The organism is Arcicella gelida, assembly GCF_034931025.1.
In the GTDB taxonomy this organism is placed as follows: Bacteria; Bacteroidota; Bacteroidia; order Cytophagales; family Spirosomataceae; genus Arcicella; species Arcicella gelida.
Genome location: NZ_JAYGIL010000007.1, coordinates 158,855 through 176,057, shown reverse-complemented (window position 1 = coordinate 176,057; position 17,203 = coordinate 158,855). Strand labels below are relative to the sequence as shown.

At 34.2% G+C, this 17,203-nt stretch carries 13 protein-coding genes and 1 CRISPR repeat array (1 of these 14 only partly in view); of the genes, 12 read left to right on the top strand and 1 reads right to left on the bottom strand.

Annotated elements, in window-relative coordinates:
• Positions 1-4: 4 nt before the first annotated feature.
• Genes VB776_RS07805 through VB776_RS07785 form a run of 5 tightly spaced genes read left to right on the top strand, consistent with a single transcriptional unit; the run spans position 5 to position 6,012 of the window.
• Entirely contained in the window at positions 5-2,026 is a 2,022-nt protein-coding gene (locus VB776_RS07805; protein WP_323327729.1) for a TIGR03986 family type III CRISPR-associated RAMP protein, read from the top strand.
• Positions 2,026-3,114 (top strand): Card1-like endonuclease domain-containing protein, encoded by a 1,089-nt coding sequence (locus tag VB776_RS07800; protein ID WP_323327727.1) that lies wholly within the window; start codon positions 2,026-2,028, stop codon positions 3,112-3,114. The genes VB776_RS07805 and VB776_RS07800 overlap by 1 nt, the downstream gene beginning before the upstream one ends.
• Before the next feature lie 46 nt (positions 3,115-3,160).
• The gene (locus VB776_RS07795; RefSeq protein WP_323327725.1) at positions 3,161-4,318 is read left to right on the top strand and encodes an ATP-binding protein; all 1,158 of its coding nucleotides are present in this window, start codon (positions 3,161-3,163) and stop codon (positions 4,316-4,318) included.
• A 1-nt stretch (position 4,319) separates the two neighbouring features.
• Positions 4,320-5,696 (top strand): TIGR02221 family CRISPR-associated protein, encoded by a 1,377-nt coding sequence (csx2, locus tag VB776_RS07790; RefSeq protein WP_323327723.1) that lies wholly within the window; start codon positions 4,320-4,322, stop codon positions 5,694-5,696.
• Positions 5,665-6,012 (top strand): hypothetical protein, encoded by a 348-nt coding sequence (locus VB776_RS07785; protein WP_323327721.1) that lies wholly within the window; start codon positions 5,665-5,667, stop codon positions 6,010-6,012. The genes csx2 and VB776_RS07785 overlap by 32 nt, the downstream gene beginning before the upstream one ends.
• 78 nt (positions 6,013-6,090) lie before the next feature.
• Here the strand turns inward: VB776_RS07785 and VB776_RS07780 are convergent, their stop codons facing one another.
• Positions 6,091-7,074, bottom strand: a complete 984-nt coding sequence (locus VB776_RS07780) for a helix-turn-helix transcriptional regulator (RefSeq protein WP_323327719.1) — start codon at positions 7,072-7,074, stop codon at positions 6,091-6,093.
• A 189-nt stretch (positions 7,075-7,263) separates the two neighbouring features.
• Between VB776_RS07780 and VB776_RS07775 the strand changes: the two genes are divergently transcribed.
• The 7 genes from VB776_RS07775 to VB776_RS07745 all read left to right on the top strand — a co-directional run bounded on the left by VB776_RS07775 (position 7,264) and on the right by VB776_RS07745 (position 15,042).
• Positions 7,264-8,598 (top strand): ATP-dependent DNA helicase, encoded by a 1,335-nt coding sequence (locus VB776_RS07775; RefSeq protein WP_323327783.1) that lies wholly within the window; start codon positions 7,264-7,266, stop codon positions 8,596-8,598.
• Between the two features lie 58 nt (positions 8,599-8,656).
• Positions 8,657-9,940 carry a hypothetical protein gene (locus tag VB776_RS07770; RefSeq protein ID WP_323327717.1) on the top strand — a complete coding sequence of 428 codons (1,284 nt, stop codon included), beginning with the start codon at positions 8,657-8,659 and terminating at the stop codon, positions 9,938-9,940.
• Positions 9,941-9,999: 59 nt separating this feature from the next.
• Complete coding sequence (locus tag VB776_RS07765) at positions 10,000-10,851, top strand: hypothetical protein (protein WP_323327715.1); 852 nt, start codon at positions 10,000-10,002, stop codon at positions 10,849-10,851.
• 64 nt (positions 10,852-10,915) lie between these two features.
• The gene (gene cas1 / locus VB776_RS07760; protein ID WP_323327781.1) at positions 10,916-11,872 is read left to right on the top strand and encodes a CRISPR-associated endonuclease Cas1; all 957 of its coding nucleotides are present in this window, start codon (positions 10,916-10,918) and stop codon (positions 11,870-11,872) included.
• Between the two features lies 1 nt (position 11,873).
• The gene (locus tag VB776_RS07755; protein ID WP_323327713.1) at positions 11,874-12,989 is read left to right on the top strand and encodes a CRISPR-associated primase-polymerase type B; all 1,116 of its coding nucleotides are present in this window, start codon (positions 11,874-11,876) and stop codon (positions 12,987-12,989) included.
• Positions 12,990-12,998: 9 nt separating this feature from the next.
• Entirely contained in the window at positions 12,999-13,496 is a 498-nt protein-coding gene (cas2, locus tag VB776_RS07750) for a CRISPR-associated endonuclease Cas2 (protein ID WP_323327711.1), read from the top strand.
• A 118-nt stretch (positions 13,497-13,614) separates the two neighbouring features.
• On the top strand, positions 13,615-15,042 hold the full coding sequence (locus tag VB776_RS07745; RefSeq protein ID WP_323327709.1) for a tetratricopeptide repeat protein: 1,428 nt from the start codon (positions 13,615-13,617) through the stop codon (positions 15,040-15,042).
• A gap of 142 nt (positions 15,043-15,184) precedes the next feature.
• Positions 15,185-17,203: direct repeats of the CRISPR family, unit length 37 nt; unit sequence CCAGTAAACCAACATCCAGTAGAATAAGGATTAAGAC; it runs 3,696 nt beyond the window's last position.

The following is a 17,203-nucleotide window of genomic DNA, read 5'->3' as shown; positions in this document are numbered from 1 at the left end:
GGAAATGGCAGAAGTAAAATCACCCTATAATTTTGTACCCGCTCCTAAGGAAAGCGAAGTGTATAAACCCGAATGGGCTAACCAAGTTAGCCATGATATTCCATTTTCTGATGGGGAAAGTGGCGAAATTATCCTAAAGATTACGGCTGAAACCCCGATTTTTATTAGGAATGGACACGCCAAAGATGCAGAAGAAAACGAGTTTTCTAATATTGGTGAAGGAGCGAACAAACGCTACTTTATCCCTGCTACTTCTATCAAAGGAATGTTGCGGAATGTGTTGGAGATTATGAGCTTTTCGAGAATGAAGCAGGTGGATAATGATAGATATGCTTTTAGAGATTTGACAAATGGTAGTGAATATATGCGTTCGTACAAAAGCTCTGATGTTCAAGCGGGCTGGCTTTTTGAAGATTTTGAAGGGAACTGGATTATCGAAGAATGTGAAAACTTTGCTTTGATTAATCAGACCGATGTTGATAAGATTCTGAACACTACGTTTAAAAATACGTATTTATCCACTCCAAGAGATAAAACTGCAAAGTCTAAATATCAAATTTGTGAAGGCAAGTCTTTGACACATAGGTTTCAAACTTTTGCTAAAGGAAAGTTTGCACAAGCTGATAGCTTAGGAAATGTAGGAACTATTGTTTTTACAGGACAATCAGGTAAGAGAGATGAAAAAAAGAAATCTGGAAAGGTTCACGAATTTGTTTTTTTTGATTCGAACAGTCCTTCCACGATTTTAATAACTGAGCAACAGAAGAAGGACTTTAAGTTTATTTATCTTGATCATGATAGAAATAATATTTCAAAAGATTGGGAAATGTGGAGAGATAAACTAAAGGAAAAGCAAAAAATCCCTGTTTTTTACACGAAGAACACAGATGGCAAATCTGTAAAACATTTTGGGCTATCTTTCATGTATAAATTACCATTTAAACACAGCATCCATGAACTAAACCCAATTAGACAGTACAAAGATATAATAAAACAAATTGTCAATTTACCAGACTTAATATTTGGCTACATAGATGATGATAATAATCTAAAAGGAAGGGTTTTTATATCTAATGCAATGGCAACCAGTGCAACAGTTTTACCTGAAAGAAGAGAAATATTAGGTTCGCCTAAAGCTTCTTTCTTTCCTTTTTATCTTCAACAACCTAAGAAAAATGGCAGCCACTACTCCTATCAAGATTCAGATGCTACATTAGGTGGTTACAAAAGATACCCTCTACAAAATCCAAATAATCATCAAGCTTTTGAAGTACGATACACAGCCGAGCAACATAATAACCCAAACGTTTTTACACATTTTAAACCTTTAGCAGAAGGAACAGAGTTTATTTTAAAAATCAGGTTTCATAATCTTAAAAAGGCTGAAATTGGGGCATTATTATCGGCTTTAACATTTCATGGAAATGAAAAATCAGTATTCCACAATATTGGTATGGCAAAGCCATTAGGGTATGGGAAAATTAAAATATCAGAACTTCAACTTAAAGGACTACAAAATGAGTTTTTAGAGTATCTCGCATCTTTTGAGGAGTTAATTGGATATGAAAAAATAAATTCTGAACGCATCAAAGTACTATTTGCAATGGCAAGTTCAGGAGAAACACTAAGACACCCTATGTTAACAACAAGTACAAATCAATTTAAAACAATAAAGGAGGATAAAGATATTTTAGCAAAATATCCAACTCAACATATTCAAGTCAAATCAGCTCATCAATTACTTGAAAATAAGAAAAAAATAGCTAATTCAAATGGCAAAAACCCATTTTCATCTTGTAAAAGTTTCAAGGAGTTAAGAAATAAGTTGAAAAATGACTATAACGATGAGGCTGATGACTTTCAAGACTTTATTATTGAAACAATAAAAAGGGTCTTTGATGAAAAAGAAACGAGGAAGACTTTTAAAGATAAGACCTTTAATGATAATCCATGGCAAATACCTATTTGTCAATGGCTTGGAAAAGAAAGAGCAAAAAAATTGTATGATGAATTAACTAATAGCTAATGACAAAATATCTTGTTTCTATTATTGGGAATCAAACCTTACCCAACATTTTACCAATAAAAGAGTTTGACAACCAAATTCACAAATATATTTTTATTTCAACCTCCAAGGTTCAAACAGAATTATCATGGATTAAAAATCTATGTAATATCGAAGAAAATCAATGTATTAATTTGCCAGTTGATGAAAATGATATAAGTGATATTGTGAGCAAACTTGAAGGTATAAGTGAACAATTCAATAACGATGATTTATTTCTGGTGAATCTTACTGGGGGTAATAAAATTATGTCGTTAGGCGTATTTCAATTTTTCTCTCAAAGTTCGTTTAAGATAAAAATGTTCTATCTCAATATGGGTAGTAATGTATTACGTCAGGTATATCCAGCCATTGATGCAAGTTTACGAGATGAGCCTCTTTTATATCGTATTAATGTTGCGGATTTTCTGGGTTCTTATGGTGCGACCATTACCAACTCATATGGTATTTTCAAAATGACTAAACCGAGAGAATATACCACGGTATTTTTTGAGAACGAATGGTCAAAAGAGCCTATTATCCGCAAAATTAGAGAAGAAAAATACAATATTATTTTTGATAGAATTGATGCGGTTTACCGAAGAGAACTTCGAGAATTTTTAAGTAAAATCAACTTTTCGTTGACTTTAGAAGATAGAATTACCAAAGATGAAATTCTATATCTTACAGGTGGCTGGTGGGAAGAATATTGTTTTCACTTTATCAAAGAAAAACTTGATATTCAAGAACCGTTTATTGCAAAAGGGCTTATGAACGATAAAACCAACAATGAATTAGACATTGCCTTTGTAAAAGATAATGTACTTCACGTATTGGAATGTAAAACCACAATTTTAAATAAAGATGATTTTGAGGATTATGTTTACAAATTAGCTGCCATTAAGGACAACAAGAATGGATTTGGCATAACAGTAAAAGCCTATCTTGTAACTAATTTGTTTAAAATGACTAATAATCAAATTGACGCAACATTTAAGAAAAGAGCCGAGGCATTTAATGTTAAACTCATTGATAAATCATTTTTGCAGAGTGAGAGCTTTAGTTTGTAGTTTTTTATTGTATATTTAGGAATTTAATTCCTAAATATACAATAAAATGATAGCTCGTACCATTGCACATAAAGTAAATGAACTATTAGGAAAATATCCTATCGTAAGTATTACTGGCCCTCGGCAGTCTGGTAAAACTACTTTGACGAAGCTTTTACGTCCTGATTACCAGTATGTATCACTCGAAAATCCTTCTGATAGACTTTTTGCTCAACAAGATCCTGTTGGTTTTTTGGAAACCTATCAAAATGGAGTTATTCTCGACGAAGTACAGTATGTGCCTGAGTTATTTTCGTATTTGCAGGTATATACAGATGCTCGGCAACGAATGGGTGAATATATTTTGACAGGTTCTCAGAACTTTTTGCTCATGGAAAAAATCACACAGTCCTTAGCTGGTCGTGTTGCCATTTTTAATTTATTGCCCTTTGCTGTAGAAGAATTACAAGGTACAGCTTACTTGTCTGAAGATTGGGAAAGTCAGTTGATACAAGGTTTTTATCCTCGAAAACTGGTGAATAGTATTAGTTCTGAGGATTTTTACGATAGTTATTTGCAGACTTATATCGAACGAGATGTACGACAAGTAAAGAATATAATGAACCTTGACTTGTTCCAGCGTTTTATTCGACTGTTAGCCGGACGCATTGGACAGTTGTTTAATCAGAATAGTCTTGGGGTAGAATTGGGTTTAGATAACAAAACGATTAACGCTTGGATGTCGGTTTTGGAAACGTCTTTTGTGGCTTTTCGATTGAATCCCTATTTTGAAAACTTTAGTAAGCGCTTGGTTAGTACCCCAAAAGTATATTTTTATGATACAGGTTTAGCGGCTCATCTATTAGGAATCAAAAATATACAAGAATTAGACATACACTTTTCTAAAGGGAATTTATTTGAAAATCTGGTTATAACTGAGTTAATGAAGAAGTCATTGAATCGTGGGAAAAGACCACAGTTTTATTTTTGGCGAGATACTGCACAACATGAAATAGACTTATTGGTACAGAATGGTGTACAGCTCGAAGCCATAGAAATTAAATCAGGAAAAACGATTCAGCCTGACTTTTTCAAGGGTTTGAATTACCTAAAAAAAATCAATCCTACTACCAATTCGTATGTAGTGTATGGCGGAGACCAATTTCAAAAACGTAGTGATGCAACGGTATATGGTTTTAATCAGTTAACTAAACTCAACTTTTAAAATGGGACGTAAAGTTTTTATTTCGTTTTTGGGGACTAATAATTATGTTCCTTGTAACTATTTTATAGAGAAAGATATTTCACAAAAAGTGAGTAATGTAAAGTATGTACAGGAAGCTATTATAAAGTTATTTTGTAATGATTTCACTCAAAACGATATAATTTTCACATTTACAACATCGCTGGCTCATCAAATGAATTATTTGGATAATGGTCAGTGGAATACTAAAAGTCAGCAATACAACTTGCCTAATATAGGTTTGCAAACAGTTTACAAGAATATTTTAGGAGGTTCAAACAGTTCCCAATATCAGTCTTTATCAATCAAAGAAGGTTTTTCCGAAAAAGAGATTTGGGAAATATTTGAAACAGTATCGAATGTTATTGAAAATGGAGATGAACTGATTTTAGATATAACTCACGCCTTTAGGTTTTTACCTATGCTTGGCGTAACGCTAATTGATTTTTTGAAGGTAACAAAAAATATCACAGTGAAAGGTGTTTTTTATGGTGCTTTTGAAAAATTGGGAGTTCAAGCAAAAGTACTTAGTATGCCTATTGAAGAGCGTAACGCTCCAATTATCAATCTTTTGCCTTTAATTGAGCTTCAACACTGGACACAAGCAGCCAATATTTTTAATCATTATGGGTTTGTTGATGGTATTTTTGAATTAACCAATGAAAATGTAAAGCCTATTTTAGTACAGACACAAGGAAAGGATGAGTTATCAAAGAGTTTAAAAGGTTTAGGGTCTATCTTAAATACGTTGATTTCCAATATTTTTACTAATAGAGGTAAAGTACTAAAAGAATTTGATTCGACTAATTTGAATATTATAATAGAAAATATCGAGTCGTCTGACTTATTTATAAAACCACTTAAACCTCTTTTTCAAATTATCAAAAATAAAGTAAGTCCACTCCTTCAAACACAACATATTTGGTTAGAATCAGCGAAATGGTGCTATAAACATAATCTTATACAACAAGGTATTACACAATTACAAGAAGGTATAATCACGTATTTACTCGACCAATTAAAAGCAAATTACAGTGATAACTTTTACAATTGTTATGATGAAGGATCAAGAATATTTATTTCATCTTTAGTAAATGTAATTAGTAAACAGATTCCCGAAACAGAGTGGAACTCTGTGCTAAAAAAAGAAAAAGACAGAGTTTATCTACTTATGACAAATCCGTTAATTACACAATTTGTTAGTTTATTTGCAAAAATCACAAGTAGTAGAAATGATATTCAGCATGCTGGTTATGTTGCTAATGCTAACAGTAAATCTTTTAGAGATAACCTTAATTCATATATCAAAAATACCGAAGAAATTATTTATGCTCCTCAATCTCACCAATCACCCCAGTAAACAATGGTCTGCCAAACAATATGACCATGCTATTGAACTTTACCAAGAAGTACAAGACTTGCCTTTCCCACAAATTTCACCTGCTTTAGATTCAGCCTCGCTTGATTTTTTAGTGGAAGAATATGAACATAAAATTCGTCAAATAGACCCATCTGTTGTTCATGTAATGGGTGAAATGACTTTTAGTTTTCGCTTAGTTCAAAAACTGAAATCCGCTGGCATTTTGTGCATTGCCAGTACTACCGAAAGAATTACCGAACAAATAGGCGATATTAAAACTTCTCGTTTTGAATTTATTCAGTTTAGACCTTATTAGGTAAAACTATTCAATGAGTAGCAAATTAATTCGCCCACTCATTGAAAGAACAATAATGGTTAAACGACTTCAATATACCTAAATCCCATACTTCGCCCCCATTTCTTTTATATGCTCAATCATTTTATCTCTTAAATGTTGCGGCTCTATTACTTCAAGGTCTTTCCCAAATTCAAGGAGTTTGGCAAGTAACTCGTTATTGAAACGTACCTGATAAGTAAAGACTTTATGCCTTTCTGTACTTTCGGCTTCTACTTCTTGTTGACTATAATGCAAAGGTTTGGTCCTGATATAATTAGCTCTTTTGGCTTCTACTTTTATTTTGACTACTTCCAGTTCTGCATAGGTATTAGTTCTATGGTTATATAAATACGTGAAACCGATGATGTCATTTAAAAAGGCTAAATCATTTGGTTTTTGTTGCCTAAAGCCTAACCGAGAGTTTTCGATAGCAAGAATTCTATCTAAGGCTAAATTATAAATTTTTCCCTTTTTATGCTCGTAACCATAAATGTGCCAACGGTTATGGTACTCTTTAAGTATATATGGACTGATACTATATTCTCGCAGCTCTTTATCAAAATCTTGATATTTAATTTTTAGTGTTGTTTGATTTTTGATAGCTTCATATATTTCGTTTAGTCTTTTCAGCCCTACATATTCATCGTTTTGTTCAAACTGAACGATTTGTTTTTGTGATACTTGAGGAAGGCGTTCTTTTAATTTAAGCCAAATATCTTCTAATCCTTTAAAAGCAGGAAATTCTGAAAATTGCTGCAACAAATTACCTAACTCTTGAGCCAAGGTTATATCCTTAGGGTTATATTGGCTATATAGTGAAAAAGGTTCTGTATAATAATATTTTCCTTTATTATTTCTAATTGGAGCTTTCTCATTTTCTTTCAATGCTTTAATATCATTAAAAACTGTTTTCCTAGATACTCTTACCCCCTTGTTCCTGTAGGCAATATCTATTAGTTCCCAACCAACTCCATTTGGCGATTTAGAGAGGAGTTCATCTAAAATTTGAAATCGTTTGAATTGATCTTTTGTATTTGGCATTTAGCTTTCTTTTAGTGTAAATAGATTATACAAATCTATACTAATTCTGTTTCAGAAATTCAAAACAGGAAAACAAAATTAAAGACTTTATCAAACTGAAAATCGTGTAACTATCTTACATTTTAGAATCGTAATTTTGTCATCAAGTCAATCACATAAACCCCTACCAACTTCAATACAACTCCAACGATTACTTCATTTCTTCCCTTCGCTCCTACTTCGGAGCAGGTTGTTATCCTTGATAACATCAAAAGTTTTTTAGCTGATAAGCAAGACTTTCTGATTGTAAAGGGTGCAGCAGGTACTGGCAAAACGTCTATTATGAAGGCAGTTGCCGATTATCTTAATCAGCAAAATATTGGTTTTGAATTACTTGCTCCTACTGGGCGTGCGGCTAAGAATATTGCGTTGAAAGCTGGTTATCAAGCGGATACTGTTCATTCCTGCATTTATATTCCTGAAACTGATACTGAAGAAGCAAAAGTACGCTTTAAGACTAAGGTGAATAAGTTTTCAGAACAACGTGTGTATATCGTTGATGAAAGTTCTATGCTCAGCGATTTGGTGAATAATTCTCAGGACTTTGAAGCTACAACACCTATGCTTTCTGATTTAATTGCCTTTGTAAAACAGGGAAATAAAGCGAACAAACTCGTCTTTGTTGGTGACGATTGTCAATTGCCTCCAGTTGGCTATAAAGCTTTTGCACAATCTCCTGCATTGTTATTATCTTACTTGAAACAAACCTTTGATTTGAATGGTACTGAGGTACAATTATCAAGGGTAATGCGTCAATCAGAAGGTTCATACATTCTTGATTCGGCTTATGAAGTACGTTCTTACATCCAGAAACAGCTAGGTTTCAAACGTAATATTGGCAAAGCTATGTACAACCCAAATCATGTAACTGACTTGTACATTCAACGTTACGATTTCAATCAGCCACAAAACGTAGCAATTATCGCTTATTCTAACGATTATGTAAGTCGTTGTAATAAGTTGGTACGTGAAAAACTTGGTTTGGGTGGAATTTTAACAAAGGGCGACTTGGTGGTTCTGAATCGTAATTATTATGGTAAGTTATTTACATATATACCCAATGGTGAGGTGGCTCAAGTAGTCGCAACTGGGCCAGTCCGTATTGTAGCGGAACTTCGCTTTATGGAAGTTGAATTAGCTCTTTTTAATGATGACGATAAAGCTTATACCCTTTCTACGAAAATACTTTTAGATACTTTAGAAAATCCTAAGTTGTTTACTCACGACAAGAAAAAGGCTCTTTTCGCATCGGCGTACAAGAATAACCCAACGTATCGTAGCTCAAAAGACGTGCGTGACGATGAATTTTTATCCGCCATGCAGGTAAGTTATGCTCATGCTTTCAATTGCCATAAAGCACAAGGTAGCGAATGGAATACAGTGCTACTCAATACTTGGATGCCTGATACCGACCAGCGTTTTTTATATACAGGTGTTACTCGTGCAAAAAGTGAATTATTCACGAACAATGCTCACCGCTTTTAAACAATCATTAAAATAATATCTCACTTACTTTTCATTCATATTTTCAACCCACACAACCATGACGAATTTCAATACTCCCGCACCAGTAAACACTACTGATACTTTGGCTCAAAATGCTGATAAAAATAATGCTGATAAAAATATTGTTCAACCGCAAAACCCTACGATTATGACGACGACTGTAAAAAAAGTAAATCTCCGTGAATACGGTGCAGAACAATCTTTGGCACACAAAGGAAATGCTGACGCTTTGTATAACGCATTCTTAGAAATAAGAAGTGGACATATTATTGATGAAAATGCTGATATAGAACAACAGCAACAATATCAATTACAATTAGATGATAAAATTGCGGGCTTCGAGAAAGACGTAATTGGTCTGGAAAGTGCCAGCGAGCAAATTACAGCTGTGGAGATTCCAAAATTGGAAAAAAATATTGAGGAGCTTGAAACTGAAATCCATGAGTGGGTGCTTGAAAAACATCAAGCACAAAAGCCTAACACAGTGAATCGCTTCAATTTGTTCCGTTTAGGAACTATGTGCTTTTTGGGTTTGGTCTATGTTTTTGCTTTTTATGTGAGTGCTGTTTACATGGGAATGATGCGTGATATTGACAAAACACTAGAGGATGCTCAGAAAAATCATAGCATGAATTCTGTATTTAACGCTATTTTTTCAAAAGAAGCATTCACTACTTTCAACTTCCACTGGTTTGCTCCTATCCTTTTACTGATGTTTGCCATTACGATAGAACATCTTTGGAAAAGCCTAGCAGGCAAACAAAGGATTATAGTGATTACTTTGGCAATACTCCTCACCGGAGCTTTGGATGCAATCATTGCTTACAAAATTGAAAGTACTAACCAGCAAGTAAAAATGATGATGGGCTTAGAAGATCCAAATCATATCTGGTGGAAAAGTGGCGACTTTTATGCAGTGTTAATGATGGGATTTATTGGTACACTAGTTTGGGGTGGACTGGGCTATGCTTTTACTGAAGAATTAGGGAAAACTGACTTCGCCAAAATTGTAGCATTAGAGGTAAATCATAGGAAAACAAAAATCCGTGAAATCCGTGAAAGAATCGCTACGATGAGAAACAGTATTCTTGATTTACAATCGAAGATGAAGCAGCTAGAAGTTGACATAAAGCGTTTACGTGAACAAAAACAAACCATGAAGGTAAGTATGGCTGAGCTAGAACGCTATGCTGCTATGTTTTACGATGGTTGGATGCAACTGGTTGGTGCAATTCCCAACGGCGAGCTGCTTAGAAGCCAGTGTGAACAAAAATACACCTTGTTTCGTGAAAAGTATATTCTTCCAGACGAGATAAATTAGGCTTGTTTTATGCTCTATTTAGATTTTTCAAACACTTAACAAACAAAAACTTTACGATTATGACGACGATTACTACAATATTTCGCACTTTATTTTTAATGATTTTCATCCATTTATTTTTAACAACTCAGGTTACTTTTGGGCAAAGTACTGCCAAGAACTATATTGTATTACTGGATTTATCAGATAGACTTTTGACGGCACAGCAGCCAGAAAGAGACAAAGCAATCATTCAAGCGATTTTTAAAAGCTTTGAGGAACAAGTGCGTAAAAATTATTACATCTACTCGCACGATTCTTTTAAAGTTTCTATTATTCCGCAAGAGGGAGGAATTGATGAACAACGCTACACACAAGAGTTGTTTATTGATATGGCTAAATTGGGAATAAAAGATAAGAGAGTACAGTTGGATAGACTAAAAGCCCAAATGCCTGCCTTACTCAACAAACTTTATGCTGAAGCGACTAAAAATAAGGTTCAATCTAAGCAATTTCAAGGAACTGATATTTGGCGTTATTTCAACGACTACTTGAGTTCCGATTTACAGAAGAATGCTCAGAACAAATTGTTTATCCTTACGGATGGCTATTTTGATTTTGAATCAAATCGTTATATAGGAAAACAAGGTAACAGAAGTACGGATTCTAGGATGATTGCTCGTTTACGAAACTTACCAAACTGGAAAGAAGTATTGGCTTTGCCTAACGAAGGCTTAATCCCAATAACTAAAAACTTCACTCATTTAGGAGTATCCATCATTGAAATAACGCCAAAAAATATGGTTTTACAAGAATTGGATATTATTTATGCTCTTTGGAGGAAATGGCTGACTGAAATGAAAGTTCAGAAAGTAAACTTCTTGAACAAAGGGAATATTGCTCAGATAACTCAGCATATAGGCGAGCTATAATTAATTCAGTATTGTTTATGTTTTCAACCTTTAACGCTCAAAAGCCTTCAATACAACTCAACTTATTATCAATCAACGTGGCAGTAGCCTCAGTGTCAAAAACGGACGTTATTGTGTCCGTTCAGGCGAAAGTGTTGCTTTTGTGGCAGTTCACGAGGTGAAAGTTATTCATCTGCATACTGCTACGAAATTGAGTTTTGAGGTAGTCCAAACTGCCCTTGAGCAGGGAACAGACATACTTTTTGTGAATAGAAAAGGACATCCAATTGGCAGAGTTCTGGGTAATACTTTTGGTTCTATTTCAACCATTCGTAAAAATCAACTTACTTTTTCGCAGAGTATTGTTGGTTTAGAATGGGTTAGAAGTATTTTGATTAAAAAGGCTGAAAATCAATACAATATTTTGGAGCTATTATCTCTTTTGTCTGGAGTGAAAATTGACAATTCTCTCCAAAAAATAGCCAAGTATATTGAAAGATTTAAAACATATCAGCACGAAGATTTTTCGGAAACCTTTGCTACTTTCAGGGGAATCGAAGGAAGTTGTTCTAAAAACTACTTCGAGGGTATCAGACAATTTATTCCTGCTCAATATCATTTTGAAAGGCGTTCCCAGCATCCGGCATTGGATGCTTTTAATTGTCTTTTAAATTATGGTTATGGAATGTTGTACGCTCATTGTGAATCTGCTTTAATTCGGGTAGGGGTTGACCCAGCGGTTGGTGTAATGCACCGTGACGAGTATAATCGTCCTGTATTAGTGTATGATTTTATCGAACAGTTTAGACATTGGGCTGACTATGTTGTTTGTCATCTTTGTTTACAAGAAGTGATTTTTGAGGAATTTTTCGATATTGAAAACACACAGTATTGGCTCAATACTTATGGCAAAAGAATCCTTATCCAAAGCATGAACGAGTACCTGAATGAATTGGTTAGTTTACAGGGACTTAGCAGAAGTAGGCTCAATCATCTTGAACTCGAAGCACAACGTTTGGCATCTCAGCTAAAAAAAATATAAAGTGCAAATAGATTACACTTTATATAGGCAACTTTGCATATCAATTCACGCTAAACATCTTAGAACCTTCAATACTCCACAACAACTCTCGTTAGGCTTTGCCATTACTTCAGCTTCGGAAACACTTCAAAGAGTGATGATTGAAGACATTGTTGATTTGATTGCTGGCAAGAAATCATCTTCTTTAAAACAAGAAGTGGCTCGTTTGCAGAAATTGAGAACCATAGACAAAGCAGCTTATCGTAACTTAAAAACACGTTTACCCTATTTAGTGGGAAGTGTTTTTAGGGGAAATAGTCGTCGTGCGGAAAACTTGGAAGCAGTCAATTTTTTGATATTAGACATTGATAATCTTAGCGATTTTGATGGACAAATTCCAGAGGCTGTCAAAGCCGATGATACTGTCATGTTGGCTTTTGTTTCTCCGAGTGGCGAAGGAATCAAAGTGCTTTTCAGATTAGAAGAACCTATTTGTTCTACTGATGGCTTCCAAGCTGCCTATCGTGATTTTGCTGAAAATTTTGGTGTCAAAGTAGGATTAACAGGGTTTGTGGATTTAAAAACTTCGGATGTTAGCAGGGCTTGCTTTCTATCTTATGACGAAAACGTATATTTTAATCCGTCTGCAATCGCTATTAAACTTGAGCTTAATAATGATTTGGTATTGTTTGAAACAGACAATCAAAATGATTCTGATGTTCAAGCTATTGAAAAGCCCATTGTGAAGGAAAAATCTGTGGTAAACCAAACAGCTTACAAAGCGATTTTAAAGGAAATAAATCCTAATACGCTTACTCGTCCTAAAAAAGATATTATTGTACCGAATGAAATTACTTTACTTGAGCCAGAGCTTGAAAAACTATGTACCAATGCTGGTTTAGTTTTACTTGAAAAACAGCCTATTCAATATGGCATAAAAATCATGGCTAAACAAGGCTACCGTAAGACAGAGGTAAATATATTCTATGGGAAAAAGGGCTATTCCGTCGTGATTTCACCTAAAACTGGTACTGATAAAGCTTTGAATGAATTATTGTATGAAATACTTTACAATTTCCTCTTCCCTACTCCTATCGTAGAGAATATTACATTTTCTGGCTTTATTTCTCAAAACTAATAAAAACCAATGCCCAGAAAAAAACCACTTAAACCCAAACCTTTGGCAACACTGAATCAGGAATGGGAGAAAGCTGCCTTGCCATTCTTGCCTGAAAAGCAGTTAAGCGAACTAACATTAGTTGAGAATCAGGAAAAAATTTTGCCCGATGGCTTAAAGATTTTCTTTGACTTTCTGAACAATACTCAAAAACAAAAACGCTCGGAAGATATGTATTGCTTCATTATGTACGACATTGAAAATACCAAAATAAGAAATATGATGGCAAAGTACTTAATACAAAAAGGTTGTATAAGAGTACAAAAGTCTATCTATTTTGCTCGGTTTCATCGAAAATTACAGAAAGAAGTAACTGATATGTTACGAAAAATGCAAGCTTGTTACGAAAATCAAGATAGCATTTTGGTGCTTCCTGTTGGGGAAGATATGCTCAATAGCTTGACCTGTATAGGTAAATCGTTTGAATTGAAATTGATTACAGCACCCAAGCATACTATGTTTTTCTGATATAATTTCACTCCCATTAAAATCCCTTAACACTTTCAATAATACTCAGATAATTATCGCAAATGCTCAGGAAGTAACTCGCTTACGCAAAGCTGGTGAGCTTAATGAGGCTTTATCGTTGGCTCAGGATTTACTTAGGAATGCTCCTGATAATATTCATAACCGCAGGGCTATGGGCTGGGTATATATTGAACTTATTAAAAAAGAATGCCAAAACTTAGAGCGTTTAAATGCTTTTTTATCTCGTGTTCGAGCCTTAAGGCTTGAATCCTCCGAAGAAATTTTTTGGGAGCAACTTCGTTGGCAAATCGCTAAAATACTTTTTAGTATCGACAATAGCTCGTCGGCTGAACAATGGATTGTTAGCCTAAATTGTATTACGTCATTTCCATGCCAAGTAAGTAATGGCTTTAGTACACTTATCAAAGCCATTATCAAACACCAAATTGAAATCCCTAATTTGACTACTTTCTATCAGCTTTTTAAAGTTCAAAATTTTCAATCTTCTGATTTTCAAACAACAATTTTAGAGAATGGAAAAACTGTACCCGCTTTAGTGGAAAGAGTATTTATTGCCTTAGCCAAAAACTGGATTCATCAGTTACAAAGATTCCCGAAGGATAGCCTTCAAGATGAACTACAGGTTTTTCTTTCAGATTTAGATAAAGTGTCAGACAATAATCCTAAAATGATTTATCTGATTTACTATCGTGCCATTCTTAGATTAAAATTAGGGCAGCCAGAAGAAGCCCGAAATTTCTTTATCCCCTTTGCACAAAAAAAGCAAACAGAATTTTGGGTTTGGGATGTTTTATCACAACTATATGCTGATGACATAGAGAAGCAAATCGCTTGTTTATCTAAGGCTTTGTTATGTAAAACTTCTAATGATTTTTTGGTTAAAGTACGCCAAAAAATGGCAGATTTATTAATTATAAAGCAAAATTGGGCTGCTGCAAAAACAGAAATAGAAGGTATTGTGGCAACTCGCAGTCAACATAATTGGCAAATCCCTTCGCAAGTATCAGATTGGCAAAAATTGGAAAATATTGCTAACGCAAACTCATATACGAGTAACAAATCTATTTACCAAAACTATGCAGTATTAGCAGAGCAAATGTTGTTACTAAACGTAGCAATTCATGTAGGAATTATCTGGAAAACAAATACAGAGAAAGGAACGGCCCAGTTTTTTGTAAGCGAAAATATAAATGGAGGATTTCAGTACGCAAAAATAAAACAAGATTTAAAGGTAGGCGATATATTCAAATTTACATTAAGAGAAGTGAAGAGCAAAGAAACAAATTTTTGGCAAGTATGTTCGCTGGAACAAACCGAAGAAAAAAATCCAGTAAATTGTCAGAAAAGTTTTTCTGGGTATTTGAAACGCAATGGGAATACAGGGTTTGTAGAAGACGTTTTTATTGAAGCACAACATTTGAAAAATCATTCAGGGCTCGTAAAAGGCTGTGCAATTAGAGCGTTTGATAGCAAGAAAAGAATTTGGGGATGGAAAGCCTTAAATATTGAACCTTTTGAACAGTAACAAATATTAGTTTTTATTGTATATTTGAATATAGGTATTGAAAATCTATCCTTTTTTGATTGTACATTTCAATGAATGAATATAAAATATTACAACTAAAGGTAACTAAAGCATTAATATTCAGCATATTATATAAGTTACTCCAGTAAACCAACATCCAGTAGAATAAGGATTAAGACAATATCTTTCATCGCTAAAAATTCCTCAGTATTACCAGTAAACCAACATCCAGTAGAATAAGGATTAAGACTGAGATTTTACACGATATAATGTTCTTACTAAACGACCAGTAAACCAACATCCAGTAGAATAAGGATTAAGACTTATTTACAAGACAAGCATCATCTAATGAACCATCACCAGTAAACCAACATCCAGTAGAATAAGGATTAAGACTCATCTATGTTTTCAAGGAGGTTAATAAACTCAAACCAGTAAACCAACATCCAGTAGAATAAGGATTAAGACATAGGTTTATTAGTATCTAATTGTTGATGAACACGACCAGTAAACCAACATCCAGTAGAATAAGGATTAAGACAAAACCTTCGTCGAAAAGTAACGCCTCTACGGCTTCCCAGTAAACCAACATCCAGTAGAATAAGGATTAAGACTTGTTTTTGGATAACCTTCTGAAGGATTCATCCAACACCAGTAAACCAACATCCAGTAGAATAAGGATTAAGACATATTATTTAAAATTTCCATATTATTATTTGTTTAACCAGTAAACCAACATCCAGTAGAATAAGGATTAAGACTAAAAAGCGAATAAACTTTCTGGCAACAAGGCAAAACCAGTAAACCAACATCCAGTAGAATAAGGATTAAGACATAGATGAATGGAATTGTTTGTTCGTAATATCTAACCCAGTAAACCAACATCCAGTAGAATAAGGATTAAGACTCAATAGAAGAAGCACCAATTTCTTCTTTAAAAGAAGCCAGTAAACCAACATCCAGTAGAATAAGGATTAAGACGTCTCAAATAAGGCTTTTACAGCAGATTTAGCACCAGTAAACCAACATCCAGTAGAATAAGGATTAAGACACAGGTTAACGCCAATGACAGGTATTACTGGATTCCAGTAAACCAACATCCAGTAGAATAAGGATTAAGACCAATGGCAGGTTAACGCCAATGACAGGTATTACTGGATTCCAGTAAACCAACATCCAGTAGAATAAGGATTAAGACGCTTCATTCGTCCGCACTCTTCTACGTTTACCATAAAGCCAGTAAACCAACATCCAGTAGAATAAGGATTAAGACTTTCATAGCCATCGTGTAATGAAAAGGTACAAGTAAACCAGTAAACCAACATCCAGTAGAATAAGGATTAAGACCCATCAGGTATTAGAATTTCCATTGGTTTGTTAGTATCCAGTAAACCAACATCCAGTAGAATAAGGATTAAGACTCTCTAGGCTTATATCAATATAGTTTATTAGCTATACCCAGTAAACCAACATCCAGTAGAATAAGGATTAAGACATGTCTAAAAATATGTCTGAGTAACTTAATGTTGATGCCAGTAAACCAACATCCAGTAGAATAAGGATTAAGACATCTTTTGTTTTATGGTATTCATTTTCTTTTTGTCTAATTACCAGTAAACCAACATCCAGTAGAATAAGGATTAAGACCTGATTTTGGAAGCGATTGAGCTTGTATTTTCTTAATTTCCAGTAAACCAACATCCAGTAGAATAAGGATTAAGACTGTAAATCGTTTCGCCGTCGTCTGCCTTGTAGTACCCAGTAAACCAACATCCAGTAGAATAAGGATTAAGACATAGCAAGAGAGTAAATAAAATTGCAAAGTAAATTAGCCAGTAAACCAACATCCAGTAGAATAAGGATTAAGACTTCAAACGATTTAGGTTTACTAAACTTTATTTCATTTACCAGTAAACCAACATCCAGTAGAATAAGGATTAAGACTTCTCTAGTAAATACTACGTATTTTTTAACTAACAATCCAGTAAACCAACATCCAGTAGAATAAGGATTAAGACAGTAATTAAATACGTGACAATATACCCTCTGCCATTCCAGTAAACCAACATCCAGTAGAATAAGGATTAAGACACAGCAACTAATGGTCGATCCTGTTCTGGATAAACTAATTCCAGTAAACCAACATCCAGTAGAATAAGGA